The organism is Bacillus sp. EB106-08-02-XG196 (assembly GCF_013396335.1).
GTDB lineage: Bacteria > Bacillota > Bacilli > Bacillales > Cytobacillaceae > Neobacillus.
The window spans coordinates 71,891-95,245 of record NZ_JABWSY010000006.1 but is presented as its reverse complement, the minus strand read 5'-3'; the positions used below and the strand labels follow the sequence as shown (position 1 = coordinate 95,245).

25 protein-coding genes are annotated in these 23,355 nt (G+C 37.1%); 7 read left to right on the top strand and 18 right to left on the bottom strand.

Annotated elements, in window-relative coordinates:
• Positions 1-129 precede the first annotated feature (129 nt).
• The gene (gene lepB, locus MLOOGBEN_RS10860) at positions 130-684 is read right to left on the bottom strand and encodes a signal peptidase I (RefSeq protein ID WP_179158487.1); all 555 of its coding nucleotides are present in this window, start codon (positions 682-684) and stop codon (positions 130-132) included.
• A gap of 5 nt (positions 685-689) precedes the next feature.
• The gene (locus MLOOGBEN_RS10855) at positions 690-1,343 is read right to left on the bottom strand and encodes a TVP38/TMEM64 family protein (protein ID WP_179158279.1); all 654 of its coding nucleotides are present in this window, start codon (positions 1,341-1,343) and stop codon (positions 690-692) included.
• 384 nt (positions 1,344-1,727) lie between these two features.
• Here MLOOGBEN_RS10855 and MLOOGBEN_RS10850 point away from each other — a divergent pair, with 384 nt between their 5' ends.
• Entirely contained in the window at positions 1,728-2,093 is a 366-nt protein-coding gene (locus MLOOGBEN_RS10850; RefSeq protein WP_179158278.1) for a YhjD family protein, read from the top strand.
• Between the two features lie 4 nt (positions 2,094-2,097).
• On the opposite strand, the gene MLOOGBEN_RS10845 is transcribed toward MLOOGBEN_RS10850, so the two are convergent.
• The gene (locus tag MLOOGBEN_RS10845; RefSeq protein ID WP_256989042.1) at positions 2,098-2,670 is read right to left on the bottom strand and encodes a competence protein ComK; all 573 of its coding nucleotides are present in this window, start codon (positions 2,668-2,670) and stop codon (positions 2,098-2,100) included.
• Positions 2,671-2,858: 188 nt separating this feature from the next.
• Between MLOOGBEN_RS10845 and MLOOGBEN_RS10840 the strand changes: the two genes are divergently transcribed.
• A complete protein-coding gene (locus MLOOGBEN_RS10840) occupies positions 2,859-3,092 on the top strand; it encodes an IDEAL domain-containing protein (protein WP_095248569.1) in 234 nt (77 codons plus the stop codon).
• A 63-nt stretch (positions 3,093-3,155) separates the two neighbouring features.
• On the opposite strand, the gene MLOOGBEN_RS10835 is transcribed toward MLOOGBEN_RS10840, so the two are convergent.
• The 10 genes from MLOOGBEN_RS10835 to hemE all read right to left on the bottom strand — a co-directional run bounded on the left by MLOOGBEN_RS10835 (position 3,156) and on the right by hemE (position 14,194).
• Positions 3,156-4,427, bottom strand: coding sequence for a M48 family metallopeptidase (locus tag MLOOGBEN_RS10835; protein ID WP_179158276.1), 1,272 nt, complete (start codon positions 4,425-4,427; stop codon positions 3,156-3,158).
• A gap of 93 nt (positions 4,428-4,520) precedes the next feature.
• Positions 4,521-4,829: an AzlD domain-containing protein gene (locus MLOOGBEN_RS10830; protein WP_179158275.1), complete on the bottom strand. Its 309-nt coding sequence runs from the start codon at positions 4,827-4,829 to the stop codon at positions 4,521-4,523.
• Entirely contained in the window at positions 4,819-5,550 is a 732-nt protein-coding gene (locus MLOOGBEN_RS10825) for an AzlC family ABC transporter permease (protein WP_179158274.1), read from the bottom strand. The genes MLOOGBEN_RS10830 and MLOOGBEN_RS10825 overlap by 11 nt, the downstream gene beginning before the upstream one ends.
• Before the next feature lie 120 nt (positions 5,551-5,670).
• Complete coding sequence (locus MLOOGBEN_RS10820; protein WP_179158273.1) at positions 5,671-7,227, bottom strand: fatty acid--CoA ligase family protein; 1,557 nt, start codon at positions 7,225-7,227, stop codon at positions 5,671-5,673.
• A 165-nt stretch (positions 7,228-7,392) separates the two neighbouring features.
• Entirely contained in the window at positions 7,393-8,613 is a 1,221-nt protein-coding gene (locus tag MLOOGBEN_RS10815) for an ATP-grasp domain-containing protein (protein WP_179158272.1), read from the bottom strand.
• 183 nt (positions 8,614-8,796) lie between these two features.
• Positions 8,797-9,783: a lipoate--protein ligase gene (gene lplA / locus MLOOGBEN_RS10810; protein WP_179158271.1), complete on the bottom strand. Its 987-nt coding sequence runs from the start codon at positions 9,781-9,783 to the stop codon at positions 8,797-8,799.
• A 16-nt stretch (positions 9,784-9,799) separates the two neighbouring features.
• Complete coding sequence (locus MLOOGBEN_RS10805; RefSeq protein ID WP_179158270.1) at positions 9,800-10,534, bottom strand: MBL fold metallo-hydrolase; 735 nt, start codon at positions 10,532-10,534, stop codon at positions 9,800-9,802.
• Positions 10,535-10,587: 53 nt separating this feature from the next.
• Positions 10,588-12,009 carry a protoporphyrinogen oxidase gene (gene hemY, locus MLOOGBEN_RS10800; protein ID WP_179158269.1) on the bottom strand — a complete coding sequence of 474 codons (1,422 nt, stop codon included), beginning with the start codon at positions 12,007-12,009 and terminating at the stop codon, positions 10,588-10,590.
• A 33-nt stretch (positions 12,010-12,042) separates the two neighbouring features.
• Complete coding sequence (hemH, locus tag MLOOGBEN_RS10795) at positions 12,043-12,975, bottom strand: ferrochelatase (protein WP_179158268.1); 933 nt, start codon at positions 12,973-12,975, stop codon at positions 12,043-12,045.
• Positions 12,976-13,147: 172 nt separating this feature from the next.
• The gene (hemE, locus tag MLOOGBEN_RS10790; protein ID WP_179158267.1) at positions 13,148-14,194 is read right to left on the bottom strand and encodes a uroporphyrinogen decarboxylase; all 1,047 of its coding nucleotides are present in this window, start codon (positions 14,192-14,194) and stop codon (positions 13,148-13,150) included.
• Positions 14,195-14,472: 278 nt separating this feature from the next.
• Here hemE and MLOOGBEN_RS10785 point away from each other — a divergent pair, with 278 nt between their 5' ends.
• Entirely contained in the window at positions 14,473-15,870 is a 1,398-nt protein-coding gene (locus tag MLOOGBEN_RS10785) for a hypothetical protein (protein WP_179158266.1), read from the top strand.
• Positions 15,871-15,896: 26 nt separating this feature from the next.
• Here the strand turns inward: MLOOGBEN_RS10785 and MLOOGBEN_RS10780 are convergent, their stop codons facing one another.
• Positions 15,897-16,529 (bottom strand): phosphatase PAP2 family protein, encoded by a 633-nt coding sequence (locus tag MLOOGBEN_RS10780; RefSeq protein WP_179158265.1) that lies wholly within the window; start codon positions 16,527-16,529, stop codon positions 15,897-15,899.
• Positions 16,530-16,664: 135 nt separating this feature from the next.
• Here MLOOGBEN_RS10780 and MLOOGBEN_RS10775 point away from each other — a divergent pair, with 135 nt between their 5' ends.
• On the top strand, positions 16,665-17,843 hold the full coding sequence (locus tag MLOOGBEN_RS10775; RefSeq protein WP_179158264.1) for a M20 family metallopeptidase: 1,179 nt from the start codon (positions 16,665-16,667) through the stop codon (positions 17,841-17,843).
• A 21-nt stretch (positions 17,844-17,864) separates the two neighbouring features.
• Here the strand turns inward: MLOOGBEN_RS10775 and MLOOGBEN_RS10770 are convergent, their stop codons facing one another.
• The 3 genes from MLOOGBEN_RS10770 to MLOOGBEN_RS10760 are packed head-to-tail and all read right to left on the bottom strand — an operon-like array spanning position 17,865 to position 20,580.
• A complete protein-coding gene (locus tag MLOOGBEN_RS10770) occupies positions 17,865-18,587 on the bottom strand; it encodes an EcsC family protein (RefSeq protein ID WP_179158263.1) in 723 nt (240 codons plus the stop codon).
• A 48-nt stretch (positions 18,588-18,635) separates the two neighbouring features.
• The gene (locus MLOOGBEN_RS10765; protein WP_179158262.1) at positions 18,636-19,847 is read right to left on the bottom strand and encodes an ABC transporter permease; all 1,212 of its coding nucleotides are present in this window, start codon (positions 19,845-19,847) and stop codon (positions 18,636-18,638) included.
• A complete protein-coding gene (locus MLOOGBEN_RS10760) occupies positions 19,840-20,580 on the bottom strand; it encodes an ABC transporter ATP-binding protein (RefSeq protein WP_179158261.1) in 741 nt (246 codons plus the stop codon). The genes MLOOGBEN_RS10765 and MLOOGBEN_RS10760 overlap by 8 nt, the downstream gene beginning before the upstream one ends.
• 593 nt (positions 20,581-21,173) lie before the next feature.
• Here MLOOGBEN_RS10760 and MLOOGBEN_RS10755 point away from each other — a divergent pair.
• On the top strand, positions 21,174-21,593 hold the full coding sequence (locus tag MLOOGBEN_RS10755; protein WP_179158260.1) for an HIT family protein: 420 nt from the start codon (positions 21,174-21,176) through the stop codon (positions 21,591-21,593).
• Between the two features lie 140 nt (positions 21,594-21,733).
• Positions 21,734-22,261, top strand: a complete 528-nt coding sequence (locus MLOOGBEN_RS10750; protein ID WP_179158259.1) for a tryptophan transporter — start codon at positions 21,734-21,736, stop codon at positions 22,259-22,261.
• Positions 22,262-22,322: 61 nt separating this feature from the next.
• On the opposite strand, the gene yhzF is transcribed toward MLOOGBEN_RS10750, so the two are convergent.
• The gene (gene yhzF / locus MLOOGBEN_RS10745; protein WP_179158258.1) at positions 22,323-22,511 is read right to left on the bottom strand and encodes a membrane protein YhzF; all 189 of its coding nucleotides are present in this window, start codon (positions 22,509-22,511) and stop codon (positions 22,323-22,325) included.
• A gap of 266 nt (positions 22,512-22,777) precedes the next feature.
• Between yhzF and MLOOGBEN_RS10740 the strand changes: the two genes are divergently transcribed.
• A complete protein-coding gene (locus tag MLOOGBEN_RS10740; protein ID WP_179158257.1) occupies positions 22,778-23,353 on the top strand; it encodes an HTH-type transcriptional regulator Hpr in 576 nt (191 codons plus the stop codon).
• The last annotated feature ends 2 nt before the right edge of the window (positions 23,354-23,355 follow it).

Below are 23,355 nucleotides of genomic sequence, written 5' to 3'. Positions count from 1 at the left end.
CACTCATTTTATCACAAAAAGAGCACAAACGTTTGGAACACTTCATAGAGATTAAAACCAGTAATGGTAATTTTTAAACAAAAAAAAGAGACGATATCCTATCATCGTACTCTCAGATTTCTATTCTAATTAGAATTGTACATCCATTTCGTTAAGCGGCCAGTAACGGAGGTCAACTTTTCCAACTACCTGGCTGACTGAGATGAAGCCAAAATGCCTGCTGTCCCAGCTTCCTAAGCGGTTATCCCCAAGTACAAATAACTTTCCTTCTGGTACAGTACTTTCTCCCGTAATCTCCTTCAAACTAAAATCACCTGTAAGTTTAATTCCAGGTATTTCTTGCTTATAAACAGATAAAAACGGTTCCTGGTACTTTTGTCCGTTGATATATAATTGATCGTCTCTAAATTCAATTTTGTCCCCTGGGAGACCGATTACGCGTTTCACAAAATCCTCTTTCTCATTGGCATGGAATACAATGACGTCAAAACGACTCAAATCACTAATTTGGTAGCCTAGCTTATTGACTACTAATTTGTTTCCATCCTGAAGAGTAGGCATCATAGATTCTCCCTCAACAACATAGTTAGAAAAGAAAAATGTTCGTATAAAAGCAAAAATGATAATTCCAATTGCAAAAGCTTTAATCCATTCAATCCCCTCTTTTTTCCATTCAATATTCATCATTTTCAGCTCCTCCTTTTCTTCCATTCTTTCCCTCTATTTATCTCCTCATTATGGTCATTTTCCATGCTCTTATTCAATCTTACTTCAATTCTTTTTCCAACATACCAAAGAATAAAAATAATTAGAAAAACAACTGCTGTACGGTAAGGCTGAGTAATCAAAGAATGAAGATCATAACCCACAAAACTCATGGTGAAAATCATCACCATTTTGCCAATTGCCACGGCAAGCATATATTGGTAAATACTGATTTTTGAAAGAGCCGCTACAATATTTACAATAACTGAGGGTGTGAACGGGAAACATAGCAGCAAAAAGAGCGGACCAAAACCGTGACGATCAACCCAATCCATCAACTTTCTAACCTTTGGGTGTTTTGAGAGAAATGAAAATACCCTTTTTTGTCCATATTTTCTTATAAGTAAAAAAAGTATTAATGCCCCTATACAAGACCCCAGCCAAGAATACAAAAAACCCAGCCAGAGCCCAAAAGCACTTGCATTCGCCATTACAAATAATACCAGCGGCAGAAACGGCAAAAATGCTTCAATCATGGGCAGCATGATCCCTGGTAATGGCCCAAAGGAACGATACTCCTGAATTAAGTCCATTATATTTTCTAGTGTGAACCATGCCTTAAATGCTTCAAAGTCCATATGATTGCTCCTTAATTTAATGCTTTGTACTGTTTGTTTTCTTATTGAGTTAAGAATTGGTGAAAGGCCTCTTTATTCTCCTCTAAATCTAACACCAAAACAGCACCTTCCCCTTTTATATTTGCATCTTTATACCCATTCTCTTCTCAACTTCACCCTTCTATGTAATATTTTTAATCCCTAATGGAATTTTACATCATTTAATGTGTCTATATATAATTCATTTTCCCCGAGTTCATATCCTTCTATCAAAAACTTTCTCATACAAGTACCAAATTTTGCAAATAAAAAACGCAAGCTTTTTTAGCATTGCGTTTTCAACAAGATTTTTGTATGATAGATGAGAACACTTGTTCTTGCAGATAGAAAGGAGCCGATAATGGGATGACCAGAATTCCAGAGGATGATCGTAATATAATGGAAAAAGCCATCTATTTGCCAATGGTATTAATTATCTTAAATCGGGATTTGTCCGTTGTGGAAAAGAGTCCATTTAAATTAAAAAAACCCTATATAGTACTAATTGAAGAAACAATGAAAATCATTCAAAAGGAATTAGCAGAAGTTAAACAATATATGAAGAAGAATAACCTCAAAGTAATCGAAACCAAACGTGACGATGCTTTTACCATGTATATGTTTTTATATAAAGGCTATGAAGAAGCTCATAATTACTTTAATCCAAGAATACGCAATAAAGTTCAAGAATTAATGGAATTTTATTATCTCAAACAGCACCCGTCTTTATAAGCTGTTAATGTTTATCCTTAATCTTCTTTTTACCATATTCGAAAGATTCTTCTGATGCTTCCAGAGACTTTGGACGCTGCAATAAATAAAATGACTTTCTTTCATTATATTCAATTCTTTGCATTAACTTTGTCCTTAAATACGATGTCCTCTCCAGTTGAGAAGTAATCGAACTGCACGATACAGGTAATTCAAATGATTGATTATTATTAAAAAGGATTAAAGTTTCTTGAGGATTAATTCGGACCGGCTTTTTTACGTGTTCATGAGAAATCCAAATACACTCTTGACGGTTTGGTGATGTGGTAGGGAAGAAAAAAATGCGGTTGGTGGGATCAATCGCAATCGGAATTTTATGTGCATAACCAACTAACTGTTTTGTACCATTCCGGCGGCCTTCATAATCACATCCATAATACTCACAACTATTTTTGATAATATCGAGCGGTTTAAAAGGGGATAAAAATTCATCTTCTACTTCAATAATCTCTGAATAAATTTTACTGCCATACACGATTGGTTTTATGAACATCGTAAACGGGTTTACCTCATATTCTTCAATTTGCTTCAGCTTCAAAATCTTCAACTCCATTTAGCAATTTTACCCATCATACCATGATTAATTTATGGTTTATTTATTTTTCTGAATTGTTGCGAATATATTCACAAAGTTATTACAAAAATATATGTCAGAAAATTATAAATAATCATTGATATTATCAAAAAAAATCCATATAATATTAAAAAGCATCAGAGGTGATTTTGATGAATGAGAAATCATACACGGAATTAATGAAACTTGGTGCCATGAAACGTCAACGAAAAGAGAATTTTGTCCAGGATTTGTACATTGATATGCTCTTATCAGAAATTCAGTTAACGGTTGAAAAAGAAAAACTTCTAAAAAAAATTGATTGTGCTATTGACCATCGGGATAAAAAGGACTTTTACCTTTTATCCAAACAGCTTATAGAGATAAATAAACGATTTGGGACGTAAAGACACATTTAAAAAAGGAATGGGAAAGGAGATCACTCTCTCCTGTCCCATTCCTTTTTTTGGTTATTTATTCTTCAGTTTTACTTCATATTCTTCCAGCATAGAAATTCGTTCAAGCATAGTAGGATGACTGTAACGGAAAATCTTCACCAATAATGGCGGATTGACCTGACTTAAGCCTGAGCGGGTTAATTCCTGGAAAGAAGTTATTGCAGCCTCAGGGTTCCCAGTCATATTTATTGCATATCTATCAGCCCGTGTTTCCTCATACCGAGAAATTAAATTTGAAAAAGGACTGGTCGTAAACAGTAACATCGAAAGAATCATGAAAAAAAGTGGTAAGGATCGAATATCTCTTGGATCTGGGATTTTTAGTTCTTTCCCAAAACGTACAATCACCCAATTCATAATTCGATAGGTCAGATATAAACCTAACAGTGATAACAGTAAATACAAGGCTATTCCAATATAAATATGATTTTCAACATAGTGACAGATTTCATGTGCCATGATAAATAAAATTTGGTCATCCGATAATTTATTTAAGGTTGTGTCCCATAGTACGATTCTTGCATTTGCACCAATACCGGTTACATAGGCATTTAATGAATTGGTTTCGGCAGACATATTCACTTCAAAGACATGTTCTGCTGGAATTTGAGCCTTGTCTGCTAATTCTAATATCTTTGTTTCTAATTCTTTATTTTTTAAAGGATAAAAATCATTATATAACGGATCGATAACAACAGGCTGTAAAAACATCATGAACAGTGTAAAAGGTATCGATAAAGCCCAAGCATAGAGCCACCAGCGTTTAGCACTTTTTTTCATCAGCCAATATAATACCGGAACAATGATCAGTAACGTTCCGTAATTGATCCAAAAGTCGATTAGTTCCTCCTTCATCCATAACGCAAAGCTTTGAGTTGAGATGTTATACGTTTTTGATAAGGAATAACTAATATAGCTTAAAGGGAATGTCGCCACAAAAGCAAAAAACGAAAGCCATATAAGGTAAATAGCCGTTTGAAGAAGCTTGTACTTAGACGAACTCTCTGCCCATTTTTTAAACGCCTTCGAAAATCCAAATAATAATATAAAAAAATAGAAAAGCCATTCAAAAGGTGTTGAAAGAAAGAATAACAAATTCCTTATTCTCGAATACTCTTCACTCAACATTAACTCTCTGCCATTTAAAAAAGTTGCTGGGTCTGCTTTTGTTCCTTGATATTCAAAAGGCAGGCTTGTGTCTGCGAAGTGAAATAAATACCAGTAGAAAAATACCCCATATAATACATAGGCCAAGACTGCATAAAAACCCATTTTTCTAACCATTTAATGTGTTGTCCCTCCTTTTTGTACAACCTCTCTATACATAGTTTAGTTATAAAGATAATTTTTAGAACAAAAAAAGCCGGATTTACCGACTTATAGAAAATAAGAATATAGGGCAAGGACTGTGATTGAACCTAATACCACAATAATGACATTTGCCCCTAAGAAAGCAGCAGCAAATGCGGCGGCAGCACCTGCTATTCCATACCAGATATCATCCTTTTGCAGCAAAAGGATTGCTGGGAAAATTAATGCTCCCAATGTTGCATATGGGACGTTTTTTAGCACACCTTGGATAAAGGGAGGAAGCTCCTTACCTTTAAACAATACAAATGGAAGCATCCTTGGTATATATGTAACTAAACCCATCCCAATAATCATCCAAAGTATTTCACTTTTCATCGTTAACACCCCCATGCTTTGCCTTCACCATCTCAATCAACTCCATCAAAACAGCAGACAGAATCGTTGAAGTCACAATTGACCATCCTTGTGCCATCATGCCGCCAAGCGTAAAAATTGAATTAAAGATTGCGGCAAGTGCAGCTAGAAATAACACCTTACCACTTTTTTTCAAAGATGGTACCAAGAGACCCACAAACATCGCATAGAGGGCAATTCCCATACTTTCTTGTAACGTTTGAGGAAGACTTGCCCCTATCAAATGACCAACCCCAGTAAATATAACCCAGCTTGAATACGCCAATAAATTTACCCCAAACATGAATCCAGTCGAAGCTGTTCCTTCTTTGGTAGCCACGACTGAAAATGTCTCATCGGTAATTCCAAATGAATAAACCATTTTATTCCCAAGATGGTCATCTTCACATTTTTCATTTAAAGTTGTCGACATTAGAAAATGGCGAATGTTTACGATAAAGGTTGTTAAAACAATTTCAAGTATCCCCGTCCCATAGGCAATCAAGCTTAATGAAATATACTGTGAAGCGCCTGCAAACACTATCATACTCATTAACACAGATTCATATATAGATAGTCCAGTTGTTTTAGCAAGGAGGCCAAACGTCAATGCAATCGGAAAATATCCAATCCCAATGCTTATCCCTGCATGCAGACCCTTTTTAAATTCAGATGATTCCTTTCCGATAGCAAACTCAGACACTTTATTATCCCTTCTCTCTGCATAGTTCAAAAATAAATTTTATCAAATTTTCAGAAAGAATGAAATAAAAAAACATGGCCAGGATTCAGCCATGTTATTTTCCTTATATCTATCATGTCTTTATACGGTCTGAGTAATTTGAGTTTTTAGTGCCCTTCGCAAAATTTTCCCGGTTGTGTTTTTTGGAAGTTCTTCTAAGAACTCAATCGAAGAAGGAACTTTATACTTCGCTAAGTGTTTTCTACAATACTCAAGTAAATACTCTTCGGTTGTATTTGGATTTTTCCTTACTACAAAGCATTTTACTGATTCACCGAGATCCGAATCTGGTTCCCCGAGTACGGCCACTTCTACTACATCTGGATGGTTATAAAGGACTTCTTCGACCTCACGAGGATAAACATTATACCCGCCTACTATTATCAAATCTTTCTTTCTATCAACGATATAGAAATAGCCCTCTTCATCCATTCTTGCCAAGTCCCCTGTATATAGCCAGCCTTCACGGATGGCTGCAGCAGATTCTTCCGGCATTTTATAATAGCCTTTCATGACATTCGGACCAGAAACAATTAATTCACCAACTTCTCCAACAGGAAGTTCCTCCCCAAGTTCATTAACTATTTTGTTTTCAACATGAAGAATAGACGTTCCAATAGAACCAGCCTTTCGCGGGCGATCTAGCGGATTAAAACAGGTAACCGGTGAAGCCTCCGACAAACCATACCCCTCTGATACCGTGACATTAAATTTCTTTTCAAAATTAGTAAGCAGCGCAACAGGTAAGGAGGCACCTCCAGAAATACATAACCTTAATGATTTGAAATCATCTGGATTAGCCTCTGGATATTGATAAAGGAAATTATACATGGTTGGTACTCCAGCAAAAACAGTTGCTTCATACTCTCTTGCCAAATCAAAAATTTCCTTAGGACTAAATCTTGGTGCGATCAAGATGGTTGCACCACTCAACAATGGTGCATTTAAAGCTACCGTTAAGCAGAATACATGGAACATAGGAAGAGTCGTGATGACGCGGTCTTGTTCATTCATCTTTAAATAATCGCCGACATCACTGGCATTGCTGTATAAATTTTTGTGCGTTAGCATTGCACCTTTTGGTTTCCCTGTGGTTCCAGAGGTATAAAGAATAATGGCGGTGTCATCATCCAGCAGCTCAGGTCCTTTAAAGGAGAGGTCACCTGACGCAACCACTTTTGTAAACGATTTCATTTTAGGGTAAAGGGTAAGTGATTCAATATTATGCTTAGCCATTCCATTTTCACTAGTTTCACAGAATACAAAATTCTCTACCTTAGGCAAGAAGGCATGTACTTTTTCAGCTAGAGGGATGGCCATATCCAGCGCGACTACAAGCTTTACATCACCGTTATTTAATATATATCCAATCTCATCTGCTGTGTATATAGGATTAACAGGAATCACTGTAGCCCCTAACCGTAATGCCCCGTATAAACCAATAACAAAATGCGGTGTGTTTCCCAGTAATAAAGCAATATGGTCCCCTTGCTTTACTCCTAATTTTTCTAAGCCAGAAGCAAACTTTGTAATCGCTCCATCCAATTCAGCGTATGTAGTACCTTGTCCCATAAAATAATAAGCAGTTTTGCTGGCTGACTCTCTAGCAGTTTCTTGAAGTTTTGATGATATATTCATAATTTCCCTCCTTTTGTGAATGAATACTCATTCACCTAATAATAATAATTTTCTAAATATATTATATTTAAAGAAATTTAAGTATACAAGCATAAAATTTTAGAGATTTCATTCCTTTCCCACTTCCACTAAAAAAGAACCCCATACTGATTATGGAGTTCCTTTTTATTCTTGTTTTAAGTGAAAGGTAATTTCATTGGCTGCTTGCTTCGCTATAATTTGGGCTTCTTCCATCGTAGTTCCTTTTGCAATAACATATGCATAACGGTGCCCCATAGATAATGGCGGAGTGAGGTAGGTTCCTATTTTTGGCTTTACATATACTTCTTCCACTCCAGGTGTATCCGCTGCCCTTCCCTTACCTGTGACCTTTTCTAAAATGCCGCTGGATTCAAGAATTAGGTGTTGAGTATAAACGAAATAATTTGTGCGCTTGTCTAGTGATGGGGATTCTCCAACTAACATTTTTAGCGTTTCTTCTACTAAGCTATAACCAAAAGCTGTTTGGATCATCTTGTTCATCGCTCCGCCAGAAATTCTCGGATTAATTTCAATAAGTTTCCAGCCTTCGTCCGTTAATCTTAACTCTAAATGAAAGGCACCTGTTTTAAGATTTAAGGATGAAACAATGGTATCAATCACATCCCGTAAACTTTCTTCTAAATACGAAGGTACTTCTGCCAATACACCGTACCCGGTAACAATAAATCGTCTCCCCTTTGTTATTTCCTGCTTTATTATAGCGCCTATTAGGATTTGCCCCTCGGAAACTAGGACCTCCACTAAGTATTGATCGCCTTCTATATATTCTTCAATAAGAATGGTTTCATTAGGGTTTTTCGTTTGCAGTCTGACCACACAGTTCTCTAATTTTCTCATGTTTGATGCAAATAGAACATCTTTTGATCCAGTCGATGAAGCACACTTTACTACGACTGGAAATTTTATTTTACGATGGGAAAGCATAAATGGCAGCTGAATACCCTGCGAAATTACTTTAAATCTAGGTGTAAAGGATTGGTTCGAGAAGAAATTTCTTGTATTTTCCTTATTTTCCATAATCGCAATGGCCTCCGTTGATAAAAGGTTATCACAAAATTTATCAGCGAGTGCAGAAGCGATTCGAACATAGCTATCTACAAAACTAGTGATTAAGACAATTTCATTTCCACTCTCCTGCAATAAACTTATTGGTTCTATTAATTCTTCCCTATTAATGGGATTCACAAGAGTGAGTTGATGAACTTCCTGATATTCACTTCTTTGCTCGATTTGTTTTTCCTGATCAGTAAAAACAACTGTATAATATCCTAAATCCATTGCAGCTTTTACAGCATCTCTGCTGGACCCGGATTTATTTAATCCGATAAAAATGATTGTTTTCATTCTCCTCACTCCGATTTCCCCTGAAAAAGATTAATGCCCTATATGTTATGAAGGATATATAGATTTGTTTATGACCATACACAACATTTCAAATAATTTGTACAGAAGAACAGTAAACGTTATTCAATTAACACTAAAATAGGCAAGAAAACACGGTGATTTATTCTCACCGTGTTTTCTGCTTTAATAAATTAAGTTGATGAATTCTTCTTTTGAAATATTTCCAAAATAATAGGATGTGTCAATATCGTTAAGTGCTGCTTCTAATTCTACCTTTTCGTAGCGAACATGCTTCAGTTTATTCTCAATCTCACTTACATCGCCAACGCCAAAAAAGTCACCATATATTTTACAGTTTTCAATAATACCTTTATCCACATCTAATCGAACATCAATTTGCCCCACAGGGAACCGGTGGGAATGCTGGAGATTAAACTTTGGCGATTTCCCATAGTTCCAGTCCCAATTTTGATAGCGTTCCTTAGAAAGCTGGTGAATTTTCTCCCAATCCTCTTCCGTAAGCACATACTCCGTTACTTCTTCGCCTTGAAAAATAAACTTCAACAAGGCAGAACGAAACTCTTCAACAGATATTTTCTCTGTCAAAAATTCTGAAATATTAGCCACTCTGCTGCGGACTGATTTAATTCCCTTAGATTCAATTTTATCCTTTTTCACCCTTAAAGCGGAGACAATATGATCCATTTCCGAATTAAAAAGGAGCGTTCCATGAGTGAACATTCGGCCCTTTGTTGAGAATTGGGCATTCCCGGATATTTTCCTTCCTTCAGCTAAAATATCATTTCTGCCGCTTAATTCTGCATTTATCCCCATCTGTTTAAGAGCTGCAATAACCGGTTCTGTAAATTTGCGGAAATTGTGAAAGCTGTCTCCGTCATCTTTTGTAATAAAGCTATAATTTAGGTTGCCAAGATCATGATATACCGCTCCGCCGCCAGACAATCTGCGTACCACATGTATCCCATTGCTTTCAACATACTCCGTATTGATTTCTTCTATTGAATTCTGGTTTTTCCCAATGATAATCGACGGCTCATTTATGTAAAATAATAAATACGTTTCATTGATATCAAGATTTTTCAAGGCATACTCTTCAATGGCGAGATTTATACGTGGATCGGTGATGCCTTTATTATCGATAAATAACATACTATCCTTCCCTTTCCTATAGTGAAATGGTTTGAAATTCTTCTGCAAGTTTTATTATACCAGTATATTCAGAGCTTGCCTCACTGATAAGCTTTGATAGATCTCCGTAATGAGGAAGATGGGTTAGAATTAATTGTTTAACTCCTGCTCTTGCTGCAAATCCCCCTGCATCCATGCTATTCATATGACCTGCAGACTTCCCATTTTGATGCTGATAGAAATTACATTCACATAATAATAAATCCGCATCTTTACCAAACTCAATAAATTCTTCTTTGAAGGAGCTGTCACCTGTATAAACGATTGATTTTCCATTCACCTCTATTCTCATTGCATAGCAAGGTACTGGATGGTCTGTTTTTAAGAAGGAAACCTGAAATGGTCCGACAGTAAGAACCTCATTAGGCGAATAGGCCATTCCCTTTGTAATTTCTTTATAGGTTAATTTTGCAAATTCTGTTTGGTCATAGGAAGGTCCATAGATAGGCAGGGTCGGAAAACTCTTGCCTAAAAAGCCCTGAATTAAGCGGGCATGCTGTAATACACCAATATCTGCAATATGATCTGGATGATAATGGGAGATTAACAACGCATCAAGCTCTTCAGGCTCAACAATATTTTGCATTTTCGCAAGAACACCACTGCCACAATCCATTAATAGTTTAAAACCTTCATGTTCAAGTAAGTATCCAGAACTTGCACCATTTTGTTTCGGATATCCACCCCAAAAACCAATAATTGTCAACTTCAACTAAGTGCCTCCTTTTTATAAAAAAAGAAGCTATTATTAAAACAGCTTCCGGTTCATTGATTTACGTTAAGATACTCTAATACACCTTTTACAGCTTCCTCACCCTGGTCTATACAATCAGGAAGTCCGACACCGCCGAAGGATGCACTGGCTAAAAAGACTCCAGGCAGTTCAGATTTAATATGGTTTCTAATGGACTCGAGGCGCTGTTTATGACCCACAGTGTATTGCGGCATTGAATCTTTCCAGCGTGAAACGATGGCAAAATCAGGCTGCATTCCAATCTCCATTGTCCTGCTTAAATCATCAAGTACAATCTTAATAATCCTATCATCAGAAAGTTCAACGATTGTTTCGTCCCCGGCTCTTCCTACATAACAGCGCAGCAGCACTTTACCCTTCGGAGTAGAGTGTTCCCACTTTTTATGTGTCCAAGTACAGGCAGTAATAGAATAATCACCATTCCTAGAAACAACAAATCCTGTTCCATCAATATCCTTTTTTATGGCTTCTTCAGGAAATGCAAGGGCCACCGTGGCAACAGATGTGGACGGGACTGACTTAAATGGATCAAAAAAATGATAGTCTGAGAACATCGATTGCGTAATTTTATGTGGTGTTGCTGCAACAACACAATCAGCAGCTAATGTTTCACCGTTATTTAGATAAAGCTCATACTGCTTATTTGGCTTTGTTATTTTATCAACCCGATGCCCTTTCAGGATGGAATTAGGGTCTAGCTTCGCTTCAATCGCCTCAGCAAAGGACTGCAGGCCAGATTTAAAGGTTAAAAAAACACCCTTATTCTTCTCGGCAGGTTCTTGGGTTTTCGGTTTTGCAGGTGAGACCTTTTTCATCCCTAAAATGAGGCTCCGGTGCTTTTGTTCCACCTCATAGAATTGTGGGAAGGTCGACATTAAGCTCATTTGATCGATATCACCGGCGTAAATTCCTGATAATAACGGTTCAATTAGATTCTCAACCACCTCATCGCCTAACCTTCTTCGAAAGAATTCTCCTAAAGACTGGTCCCTATTACCTGGTGATCTCGGTAATATAAAATCTGCAGCTGCTCTGACCTTCCCTGGAATCGAGAATAACCCTGTTGTAATAAAAGGCCCTATTTCAGTTGGGATTCCCATTATTGAACCCCCAGGCATTGAATGAAGCTTGTCATCAACAAGGACATAAGATTTCCCTGTTGAATTAGAAACTAATTGTTCCTCCATTCCTACTTCCTTTGCAAGTCTAATCATGCTCACTTTTCTAGCAAGGAAGGAATCAGGACCTCTTTCAATGGTAAAACCGTCCCTTATCACGGTTTGCATTTTACCTCCGAGACGGTGAGATGCTTCAATAAGTTTGATTTCGATAGGCAGCTTTTTTTCATTGATAATTTTTTGAAGGTAGTATGCTGCAGTAAGCCCGGCAATTCCTCCCCCAATGATGGCTACCTTCTGTTTTTCTTCCGCCACGGATATCGACCTTCTTTCTTTTTACGATTCTGATCAGTTGGCTAATCTTTTTAAAATAACAGTAGACATTGCATCAATTAGATCATCATGTGCGTTTGGCATTGCAGGACGATAATAACTCGCCCCAACTTCCTCAGCTGCTATTTTGCATTCATAGTCGTTATCATAGAGTACTTCTAAATGTTCACAAACAAAGCCGACAGGTGCATAAACAAATGCTTTGTATGGGTGTTCTTTCGCCAAGTCCCGAGTTAAATCCTGAACATCTGGTCCCAACCAAGGATCTGGTGTATTTCCCGCACTTTGCCAGCCAATCGCATACTTACTTATTCCAGCTTGCTTTGCAATTAAATCAGCTGTTTCTTGAAGCTGACTTGGATATGGGTCTCCAAATTGCAAAATCTTCTCAGGAAGACTATGAGCGGAGACAATCATCATAGCGTTATCTTTTTCTTCTTGAGGCATTTGCTCATAAATTCCTTTTAACTTTTCTACCCAGTAGGTAATAAACTTAGGTTCATCATACCAGCTGTCAATGGATGTGATGTTAATGCCACCGAGTTTTTCGGCTTCTTCCTTTGCTCTGTTATTATAAGATTTAATACTAAATGTTGAAAAATGCGGTGCTAAGACAATACTAACAGCCTCGTTAATCCCATCTGCATGCATTTCCTTAACAGCATCTTCGATAAATGGTTCTATATGCTTTAAGCCAAGGTACATTTTAAACTCTATATCATCCTGGATCTGATTTAAATGTTCTTCTAGTTTTTCAGCCTGCTCTATTGTAATCTTTGCAAGAGGTGATATACCGCCTATTGCTTCGTAGCGGCTTCGTAACTCTTCAATCATTTCTGGAGTGGGCTTTCTGCCATGCCGTATATGTGTATAGTATCGTTCTAAGTCATCTAATTGATATGGGGTTCCGTATGCCATTACGAGTAATCCCATTTTCTTTTTAGTCATCATTCGCACCTCGTTTTTAAGTCTCGTTGCCCTATCCCAAATCTTAAGACCTTAAAATGGCCTCATTCGGATTTAGAGGGCCGCTAAGTGTTTAGGGCCCTCTTTTTTCATGCATATTATATTGTGCCAAAAAAACAGCTTTCTTACCAATATTAGCACTCAAATAGCGGTTTTATCTGCTGCGTTTTGCTGCGGAATACTCATGAACAAATGAGGTTAATCTTTTTAACGTTTCAGGGTTAACGGACGGGAATACGCCATGGCCAAGATTAAAGATATAGCCTCCCTGAGCCATGCCTTGATCTAGAATGACTTTAGCTCTTTCTTCAATCACTTCCCAAGGTGCTAACAGGATTGCTGGGTCAAGATTACCTTGAACGGTTTTTTGAATTCCTAATTCTCTAGCTTGTTGAATCGGCAAACGCCAGTCTAATCCAACGACATCAAGCGGAAGGTCATTCCACTCTAAAGCAAGATGGCTCGCACCTACGCCAAACATAATAAGTGGAGCATTCTCTTCTTTCAGTTCTGTGAAAATTCTATTCATGACCGGCTTAATAAAGTAGCGGTAGTCCTCAACATTCAAGGCACCAACCCAAGAATCAAAGATTTGAATCGCTTTAGCTCCAGCCTTAATTTGTGATTTCACATATGTAATAATCATATCAGCAAGTTTTTCCATTAAAGCAAACCATGCTTTAGGCTCAGAGTACATAAAAGCTTTTGTCTTATTATAGTTTTTAGAAGGTCCGCCTTCGATCATGTAACTTGCAAGTGTAAAAGGAGCCCCAGAAAATCCAATTAACGGAACAGACAATTGTTCTTGAGTTAATAATTTAATCGTATCTAAAACATATGGTACGTCCTGCTCAGGATAAATTTCACCAAGTTTTTCAACATCTGCTAATGATGTGATTGGGTTATCAATAACAGGTCCAATCCCAGACTTTATTTCCACCTGCATTCCAATCGCTGGAAGCGGAGTCATGATATCTTTATATAAAATAGCCGCGTCAACATTGTACTGCTCAACTGGAAGACGGGTAACATACGCACACAGTTCAGGCTGGTGAGTAATTTCAAACAAAGAGTATTTTTCTTTAATCTCTCTATATTCTGGCTGCGAACGTCCTGCCTGACGCATAAACCAAACAGGTACATGGTCTGTTTGTTCCCCTCTTGCTGCTTTTAAAAATGTTTCATTGATTTGCTTCGTCATCTAAATAAATCCACCTTTCGAAAGACATGTCTAATTATATTCTAATATATGTAGCATAAAATTAAAAACTTCATAGTGTACATAACACAGTTCTCACTATATCGATTAATCCTATTTGTGTATAGCTTACGATGAAAAGTGTCAAAAAAAAGTCGTTTTTACGTTTAATATTTATTCAAAACCCTTTCACCACTTTAATGCAGATTCATATTCTGTAATACATCTGCGGGCGAATACCTATATTTGTCCTTTTGATGAAGGTGAAAGGGGGTCATTTTATGCTTATTGAGCTTTCAGCTCTCCATTGGATATATGTTGTCTTTATTGCTCTTATTATCGGATTTATGGTCAAGCGAAGAGATACCACGCTTATCTGTATCGTCGGGATATTCCTGATTGCGATTACGGCAACGGGATCATTAAGCAGTTCAGTTAGCAGTATTTTCAACAGTTTTATATATGCGATTACAGAGCTGTTATCAACCATCCTAGTCATTTCCATCATTGTGGCTATGAGCAAAACTTTAACTTCTACCGGGATAAACGATGTAATGATTTCACCTTTTACAAAATTAATCCGTAACCCTGCACTCGCATATTGGACCATTGGTATCTTAATGATGGTCATTTCCTGGTTCTTCTGGCCATCCCCAGCAGTTGCCCTTCTAGGAGCAGTGCTTCTTCCGGTTGCCTTACGGGCGGGACTTCCAGCCTTGGGTGTTGCGATGGCAATGAACTTGTTTGGACACGGTATAGCTTTATCAGGTGACTTTGTCATACAGGCTGCCCCGAAATTAACTTCAGATGCTGCTGGAATTCCAATCGGTGATGTCATCAGTGCTAGTATACCCTTAGTATTTGTAATGGGGATTGTAACAACGATTGCTGCCTTCTATTTCCTAAGGAGAGATATGAAAAACGGAGTATTAAAGCCAACTCCATATGTACCTATGGAGACAAATGAAGAAACCGCAGCCGAGAAAAATCTCCTTACTATTGGCCAAAAACGATTCTTTGCCATTCTTGTTCCGATATTATTCGTCATTGACGTTGCAGCTATGTTTATCCTTGACCTGACTGGCGGTGACGCAACAGCATTAGTTGGTGGGACATCGATTTTCATCCTTCTCCTAATCACCATGGTCAGCCATAAAAATAAGGGTCTTGAGAAAACAACAACCTATTTAATTGAAGGATTTACCTTCGGGTTTAAGGTCTTTGGCCCAGTTATCCCAATCGCAGCCTTCTTCTATTTAGGTGATGCCGGTTTTGGAAAGATTATCGGTGACTTTTTACCAGATGGGTCTCAAGGTATCGTGAATGATCTTGGTATTGCGTTAGCCAATATCGTTCCATTAAGTAAAGTGGTCGGAGCAGTGACGCTAACCACCGTAGGAGCGATTACAGGTTTAGACGGCTCTGGATTTTCAGGAATCTCCCTCGCAGGGTCTGTCGCCGGCTTGTTTGCGGTTGCAATCGGTAAAGGTGTCGCCACTCTAACTGCACTTGGTCAAATTGCAGCCATCTGGGTTGGGGGCGGAACTTTGGTCCCTTGGGCATTAATCCCTGCTGCCGCTATTTGTAACGTTGACCCATTTGAGTTAGCAAGGCGAAATTTACTTCCAGTCGTAATCGGTCTTGTTGTCACAACGATCGTGGCAATGTTTCTAATATAAAAAAGAGGCAATAGCCTCTTTTTTTGTTACTTTCTTAATTTCTTTTTAAAGAAGCTGTAAATAAATATAGATGCCAACACCCAAATATAGCCAAATGCAAAGCCGCCAATAACATCAGTAGGGTAATGGACTTGAAGAATGACACGGCTTGCACCAATCAGCAATAGTAACAATACAGTTACAGTCATGACGATTCTTTTCGCTAACGCTGAATTCATCCCTTCTATAACGAGATAGGCAATAAAAAAGTAAAACGTCAATCCAACCATCGCATGTCCACTAGGAAAACTTAAACTATCAACATGTGCCAAATGTTCGAGTTCTGGCCTTGGACGTGCAATCCAGTCTTTTAATAGCTTATTCACTTCATTTCCCAGTGCTGTTGATAAGGCAATAGCGGCTGCTCCCAAGAAGTGCCGTTTTATCAATAATAACCACACTAAAACAATCAACGCGACTATACCAATGCCCTTCTTATCTCCCAATTCAGTTAGCAAAAGAAAAAAAGGGTTTAGAGCGTCGGGTACATAGGCAAATATGTCCGCAAGTTTATCATCCAACCAAAAGGTTTGTTTAGCAGCTACTTTAATAGAAGTATAGATTGCTATGAGAATAGCAAAACCTAAAAGTAAGTATGTATAACTATTTCCTTTTTTCATCGTGTACATTATCCTTTCTCTCTGTCAAAACTCTATAAAATTATAAAGAAAACAAACTTAAAAATCTATATAATAGTGTAAAAGTGTTAAAATAGTTTGTAACTACTACTACTATGTTGTTGGGGGGGAATTTTAATGATTAATCAATTGTTTTCTAAATTAGAAGGTTACTATGATGAAATGGTAGCCATTCGCAGGTTTATGCACCAGCATCCTGAATTGTCCTTTCAAGAATATAATACTGCACAGTTTATCAAGACATTTTATGAAAAGCTTGGAATAGAAGTAAAAGGAAATGTTGGTGGTAACGGGGTTGTTGCGAAAATATACGGCAAAAAGCCTGGTAAAACGGTAGCATTAAGAGCGGATTTCGATGCGCTCCCTATCCATGATGAAAAGGAAGTTCCTTATAAATCATTAGTTCCGGGGGTCATGCATGCCTGCGGCCATGATGGACATACAGCCACGCTTCTTGTACTCGCGAAGGTACTAGATGAATTGAAAGATGAGCTGGAAGGTAATTATGTCTTTATCCATCAGCATGCCGAGGAATTTGCACCAGGCGGAGCCATTACAATGATTGAAGATGGCTGCTTAGAAGGTGTTGATGTTATATTTGGAACTCATTTATGGGCAAGTGAGCCAACCGGCACCATCCAATATCGAACAGGTCCGATTATGGCGGCAGCTGATCGTTTTGAAATTGATATTCAGGGCAAAGGCGGACATGGAGCACAGCCTCATAAGACAAAGGATGCCATTGTCACCGCTTCACAGCTAGTTTTAAATTTACAACAAATTGTAAGCCGGAAGGTGAATCCAGTTGAGTCCGCGGTTGTTACAGTAGGAACATTTATGTCTGAAAATGCGTTTAACGTAATAGCAGATAAAGCAAAGCTTGTTGGGACCGTCCGAACCTTTAATGATGATGTTCGTCAATACATTGAAGAAGAAATGGAGAGAACTATTAAAGGAACTTGTTTCTTATCAGACAGCACCTATAAATTTTTGTACGAAAGAGGTTATCCAGCAGTAGTCAACCATACAAAAGAAACAGATTTTCTTATTTCAGCAGCTAAGGAAGTTCCTGAAGTTCTTACCATCGAAGAATCTGAACCGCAAATGGGTGGAGAGGATTTTGCTTATTACTTAAAGAAGATACCAGGCACCTTCTTTTTCACAGGTGCTAAACCTCCTGGTGCCGCACCAGGCTACCCTCATCACCATCCGAAATTTGATATCGATGAGAATGCGATGTTAATAGCTGCAAAAACACTAGGTACTGCAGCAATTAAAATACACCAAGAAGATTAATGCAAAAGCCCCTGAACGTGATTAAAGTTCAGGGGCTTTTTTTAGAATTCTTAATCGATAAACGTTCATAGCCGTCTCACCTAATTGTTTCAACAAGTTGTTATTGGCATATGCACCCACAAATGCACCAATGCCCGGCACTAACTGGAACATCTTAACAAGGTCAATATAATCCCTATATTCCTGTTGAAATTTGCGCCAATCCATTTCCACCAGTGTCTGCTTTCTCTCTTCCCAGTTTTCAATGTCAGACAAGGTTTCTCGGCGAATATCATCACTTGAGAAAGCAAGCTGGAAGATATGCAGTAAAAATAGCCGTTCTTCAAATTCCTTTGTGTTAAATCCGTAAATAGCAGCTGCTTCAAAAAGAAATTTCATTTTTATGGAAAGCAGTAATGGAAAATCGGCTAGACCCAGCAGTATTCCCCCTGCGCCCGTCCCTGCCCCCTCTATGAGAGCAGTTTTCTGAAATACAGCACACTTTTTTCTCATTAATTCATCACGTTCTTCTAGGGTAAGACCTGCAGCTTGATTTTTGTTAGTCGTGAGTTGGGACCCAAATAAGGTGGTTTTGACCATTCCCTTTATGCTTTCTGTCATGACCTCGTGGACCTTTTCTGGGATCATTTCATTAATTTTCCCTTGAGCCTTTTTGGATATTCGATTCATCATCCCTGAACGTCTTGTTAATTTTCTTTTCCATTCAACCACTTCACCGTATACCTTTAACTCATATTCATTCATACCCTCACTCCCCTCAGCAAAAGAATATTAGATAGTTTCCGAATCCATTCATGCTTTTAGTCTTTTCTTACTATAAACATTTACAAATAAAAAACTAAACAATAATCCTGAGAGTAGAACTGCTAACGAATAGACCCATTCCCCTTTTATCAAAACAATCAAGGTAAAAACGGTAGATTGAATATAGAGAATAGTTTTTAGAATAGATTGGAATGCAGCCATTTTGTGCTTTTTTGAAACAGGATATAATTCAATCCAAAGCTTGTTTTGGTGATGATTCCATAAGGGCAGCAGTTGAAATCCAGTTAAATATATAAACAAGAGTGACAGAACTATTTGCCCCCACCCAAAGGAAATAAAGTACAGTGCTAAAGCGCCAATTACGGTTAGACGAATAAATAGACCTAGATAATCAGATGCTCTCATAAATGTTCGTGCAAATAAGTAATGATAGGTTTTATTCTGTAAAAAAGAAATGGATTGAATAAATACGTCCAGCCATTTTCTTCTCTTAACAGTATCCTTTAATTTCGGTACATCTGTGAATAAATTAGCTAGTCGATAAAAGGAAGCCATTCGCTTCTCTTCTTGAGCAATAAGTAAATCCCACTTCAACCCCATTCTTTTCGTTCTAACATAGAAGGAATGATAGTAAAATGCCAAAATGAAGGCAAATATCAGTAAGAAAAGTATATTGGCGCTGCTAAATAATAAAAAGGTAAAGATTACATTAATGAAATAACGGACGAACATGTCCCACATATAAACCGAGGGCTGAACATAATAGTGAATTCTCCAATTAACGGCAAGATTCCATGCTTTTATTATTAACAGTACCAATAAAAAAATAAAAAATGATTGAAAACCATTTGAACTCACGTGTGCATACATTGGCATCAAAATGGCTAACACCATTAATAAGATATATCCTTGAAAAACTAAACTTATTAACCCAGAGCGCAAGAAATATCCCTTTAACCTAGTTTCAAGTGGTATCAAAAATACCTGATCAGCTTCAAGTAAAAAAGTATATACAGGGCTATGTGTTAAAAAAAGCCCTATAATAAAAGCAATAATAATCTCCGCAGGAAACTCAGTTGATAAATAACTTATCCACTCTTGATAATAAAAGGCAGCCGTACCAATTAGAAATAGCAGGACAACAACCAGATGACCATTTAATATATAACGAAGATAAACCCCAAATTCTTTTAAACGTTGGACAGATCTTTCTTTCCACAGCTTTTTCTCATCAAACATATTTTTCTTCCTTTGTTAATTGGATATATAAATCATCTAATGAAGCTGTGGGCATTGAAAATTCCTTTCTGAGATCAACAAGTGTCCCTTTGGCACGAACTTTTCCTTCATGCAGAATGATAAATGAGTCACAGTATTTTTCGGCAGTGGTAAGAATATGGGTTGACATTAGTATACCTGCACCGTTTTCCTTCATTTTTTTCATTAGATCAAGCAATGATTGAATCCCTAGCGGGTCAAGACCAACAAATGGCTCATCCACGATATAAAGAGATGGCTGCACCAAAAAGGCACACATAATCATCACTTTTTGTTTCATTCCTTTGGAAAAATGAGCTGGAAACCATTTCAGTCTTTTTTCCATTCGAAATTCAGCTAATAATTTCTCAATTCTTGTTTTATATGTAGTCTCATCTAATCCATATGCCATTGCCGTTAATCTTAAATGTTCCTCGAGGGTGAGTTCTTCGTATAAAACAGGCGTTTCTGGAACAAAAGTAAACATTTTTCGATAAGCTTCTTTATCTTCGGTTATTGTACGTCCATTTATTTTCACTTTTCCGCTATGCGGTTCCATTAACCCAATAATATGTTTAATCGTTGTACTTTTACCAGCACCATTTAGTCCAATTAATCCAACCAATTCTTTTTCTTTTACTTCAAAGGATACATCTTTTAGAACTGGGTTTCTTGTATAACCGCCAGTTAGGCCTTCAATTGATAATAAAGACATGATTTCCGTCCTTCCTATATCATGATTTCCTTACATTTTACCAAATCGCAGTTAATAAAAATAGGAATTCAAATTTTTGATATTTTTTTTGTATATTTCAACTCAAACGGGTTATCATAATATTCGAAGGGGAAACACCTACTACTCGATGAAGTGATTCATCAAAAATTTGAAATGAGGTGTCTGTCAAAGACATTTAACTTTTCAAACAAGTAGCTTCTAAACGTTTCAAATAAGGGGATGGTTGTTTTGCACAAGTTGCCTTGTAACCATTTAGAGTTCAAATAACACCAGCTATTTATCAAAAAAATAAATGAGGTGTTTACTGCAGATTATCATCCGTTTTTATAAGTTGGGAAAACTATAAAAACACATAGGGGATGGTCAGCTTGAACAATGATTACTGTTTATAAAAAACACTAAATTGTCAAATGAGGTGTTTATCAAACGTAATTCCTGAATGAACGTATAAAATGAAGCAATGCCCCTTCGAGAGGACAGGATTCCATGCGGATCCTGTCTCTTTCTTTTTTTATTGCTGATACATATGGTAAAATACGGATATCAAAACCAATAAAGGGGTTGTCTATAAAATGAGTGATTGCATTTTTTGTAAAATAGTTAATGGTGAAATTCCAGCGGCAAAAGTATTTGAAAATGATCATGTTTTGGCCTTTCTGGATATCAGTCAGGTAACAAAAGGACATACACTGGTCATTCCTAAAGTACATAAGGAAAATTTGTTTGAACTAACTCCCGACATCGCTAAAAACCTTTTCGAATCTGTTCCAGCGATTGCAAATGCATTAAAAGAAGAATATAAGCCACTCGGCTTAAACTTAGTTAATAACAATGGTGAACAAGCGGGTCAAACGGTATTTCATTTCCACGTGCATTTAATTCCACGCTACGGTCAAGGAGATGGATTTGGAGCCGTTTGGAAATCAAATACAAGCGATTATACTCCACAAATGCTAAAAGAGATGGCGGCAAATATCAGTAAGCATTTCTAAAAGAAAGAATAAATTATCTGAAAATTATATCTTTATTATTTTTATATACCTGTGCTATAATGATATAAAGTTTTTCGCTGTAGGCATTAGCGCACTACAGGAGGAACAAATAGCTGAGTTCAGCAGAGGAGAGATGAGAAATGAATACAAAGAATCTAGTAGTCCTATCACTTTTGGCGGGAATTGGGGTAGTCTTGCACACGGTTATGCCAGCCTTTCTTACCATTAAACCAGATATGATGCTTGCAATGATGTTTTTAGGAATTATTCTGATTCCAGATATTAAGAGTGTTATGCTGTTGTCCATTGTGACCGGAGCATTATCTGCACTAACTACTGGTTTTCCAGGAGGCCAGATTCCAAATATCATTGATAAGCCCATTACAGCATTGGTCTTTTTTGGTTTATTTTTGGCATTAAAGCAATACCGTAATTCTATCATAAGTGTTGCAGTTTTAACTGCTATTGGGACATTGGTTTCAGGCTCTGTCTTTTTAGGAGCAGCCCATTTCATTGTTGGCCTGCCAAGTTCTTTCGCTGCACTTTTTGCTGCAGGTGTCTTACCTGCAATTGCCCTGAATACAATTATTATGGTTATTTTGTATCCAGTTGCACTTTCAGTTGCCAAAAGAACGAAGTCGTCATCATCTATTATCATTTCCAAATAATACAGAGAGAAAAGAACCTAAGAAAGGTTCTTTTCTTTCTATAAATCCTGACAATAATTAATTAAAAACTTGATAGTATAATAGCCACTATCAAAAAAACACCTCCACCTCCTGCTAATGCTGAAGCTCTTTTCTTTAAGACTTGCTTAGGTGGGTAAAACCCTGGTCTTTTTAAGGCTAACGTATTCCAAATAGCACCAACAAAGAGCAATACACTTAGTAAAAAAAGAATCGTACTTACGCTTTTCATATCCTACCCCCTATTGAAGACCCAAGAGTTGATACTTTCATTCATATGTTTTAGTGACCATCTCTATGTAGAATATTCAAAAGGTTGAAATTATTAGGAGGAAAAACGAAATAAAAAGAGAAATAATTGTTATAGATTTTATAAAAATAAAATTTTCAAGTAGAAAAATACGTAATTTCTAAAAATTTTGTGAATTTACACTTTATTAATTTTTATTTTATTGGCATAATGTTAATAGAGAAATAAAAAAGTAGGTGAAATTGGGGATGTCGGAGAAACAGTATTCAATGAAAGAAGCAATGCTATTTAGCCAACGTATTGCACAGTTAAGCAAAGCCTTGTGGAAATCAATTGAGAAAGATTGGCAGCAATGGATAAAGCCTTTTGATTTAAATATTAATGAACATCATATCCTTTGGATTGCATACCATTTAAATGGGGCTTCCATTTCCGATGTGGCGAAGTTTGGGGTCATGCATGTCTCAACAGCGTTTAATTTTTCAAAAAAGTTAGAAGAAAGAGGATTGCTTCAATTTTCAAAGAAAGAGAACGATAAAAGGAATACGTATATTCAACTCACCCCTGAAGGTGAAGAGATTTTTCTTCGTATAATGGAATCCTATCAGCCAACCGGCAATGCTGCATTTGCTGGAGCTTTACCGTTAAGAGACCTATATGGGAAGTTTCCCGATATTATTGAAATGATGGCCATTGTACGCAATATCTATGGTGATGATTTTATGGAGATCTTTGAGCGTTCTTTCCATAACATCGAAACAGAATTTAACGAAGATGCTGGTAAACTCAGGAAGTCCGAAAAAACTGAAAAAGAACTACTTTAATG

What these genes read in the sequence shown, in the direction of transcription:
- MLOOGBEN_RS10740 (WP_179158257.1), top strand. Translation starts at nt 22,778, where the DNA reads ATGTCGGAGAAACAGTATTCAATGAAAGAAGCAATGCTATTTAGCCAA.
- hemH (WP_179158268.1), bottom strand. Translation starts at nt 12,975, where the DNA reads ATGACTAAAAAGAAAATGGGATTACTCGTAATGGCATACGGAACCCCA.
- MLOOGBEN_RS10820 (WP_179158273.1), bottom strand. Translation starts at nt 7,227, where the DNA reads ATGAATATATCATCAAAACTTCAAGAAACTGCTAGAGAGTCAGCCAGC.
- MLOOGBEN_RS10770 (WP_179158263.1), bottom strand. Translation starts at nt 18,587, where the DNA reads ATGAATGAATATGAGTTAAAGGTATACGGTGAAGTGGTTGAATGGAAA.
- MLOOGBEN_RS10750 (WP_179158259.1), top strand. Translation starts at nt 21,734, where the DNA reads ATGAATACAAAGAATCTAGTAGTCCTATCACTTTTGGCGGGAATTGGG.
- MLOOGBEN_RS10850 (WP_179158278.1), top strand. Translation starts at nt 1,728, where the DNA reads ATGACCAGAATTCCAGAGGATGATCGTAATATAATGGAAAAAGCCATC.
- MLOOGBEN_RS10815 (WP_179158272.1), bottom strand. Translation starts at nt 8,613, where the DNA reads ATGAAAACAATCATTTTTATCGGATTAAATAAATCCGGGTCCAGCAGA.
- MLOOGBEN_RS10780 (WP_179158265.1), bottom strand. Translation starts at nt 16,529, where the DNA reads ATGAAAAAAGGAAATAGTTATACATACTTACTTTTAGGTTTTGCTATT.
- MLOOGBEN_RS10830 (WP_179158275.1), bottom strand. Translation starts at nt 4,829, where the DNA reads ATGAAAAGTGAAATACTTTGGATGATTATTGGGATGGGTTTAGTTACA.
- MLOOGBEN_RS10775 (WP_179158264.1), top strand. Translation starts at nt 16,665, where the DNA reads ATGATTAATCAATTGTTTTCTAAATTAGAAGGTTACTATGATGAAATG.
- MLOOGBEN_RS10765 (WP_179158262.1), bottom strand. Translation starts at nt 19,847, where the DNA reads ATGTTTGATGAGAAAAAGCTGTGGAAAGAAAGATCTGTCCAACGTTTA.
- MLOOGBEN_RS10840 (WP_095248569.1), top strand. Translation starts at nt 2,859, where the DNA reads ATGAATGAGAAATCATACACGGAATTAATGAAACTTGGTGCCATGAAA.
- MLOOGBEN_RS10785 (WP_179158266.1), top strand. Translation starts at nt 14,473, where the DNA reads ATGCTTATTGAGCTTTCAGCTCTCCATTGGATATATGTTGTCTTTATT.
- MLOOGBEN_RS10755 (WP_179158260.1), top strand. Translation starts at nt 21,174, where the DNA reads ATGAGTGATTGCATTTTTTGTAAAATAGTTAATGGTGAAATTCCAGCG.
- MLOOGBEN_RS10760 (WP_179158261.1), bottom strand. Translation starts at nt 20,580, where the DNA reads ATGTCTTTATTATCAATTGAAGGCCTAACTGGCGGTTATACAAGAAAC.
- yhzF (WP_179158258.1), bottom strand. Translation starts at nt 22,511, where the DNA reads ATGAAAAGCGTAAGTACGATTCTTTTTTTACTAAGTGTATTGCTCTTT.
- lplA (WP_179158271.1), bottom strand. Translation starts at nt 9,783, where the DNA reads ATGTTATTTATCGATAATAAAGGCATCACCGATCCACGTATAAATCTC.
- MLOOGBEN_RS10835 (WP_179158276.1), bottom strand. Translation starts at nt 4,427, where the DNA reads ATGGTTAGAAAAATGGGTTTTTATGCAGTCTTGGCCTATGTATTATAT.
- MLOOGBEN_RS10855 (WP_179158279.1), bottom strand. Translation starts at nt 1,343, where the DNA reads ATGGACTTTGAAGCATTTAAGGCATGGTTCACACTAGAAAATATAATG.
- hemE (WP_179158267.1), bottom strand. Translation starts at nt 14,194, where the DNA reads ATGACGAAGCAAATCAATGAAACATTTTTAAAAGCAGCAAGAGGGGAA.
- lepB (WP_179158487.1), bottom strand. Translation starts at nt 684, where the DNA reads ATGAATATTGAATGGAAAAAAGAGGGGATTGAATGGATTAAAGCTTTT.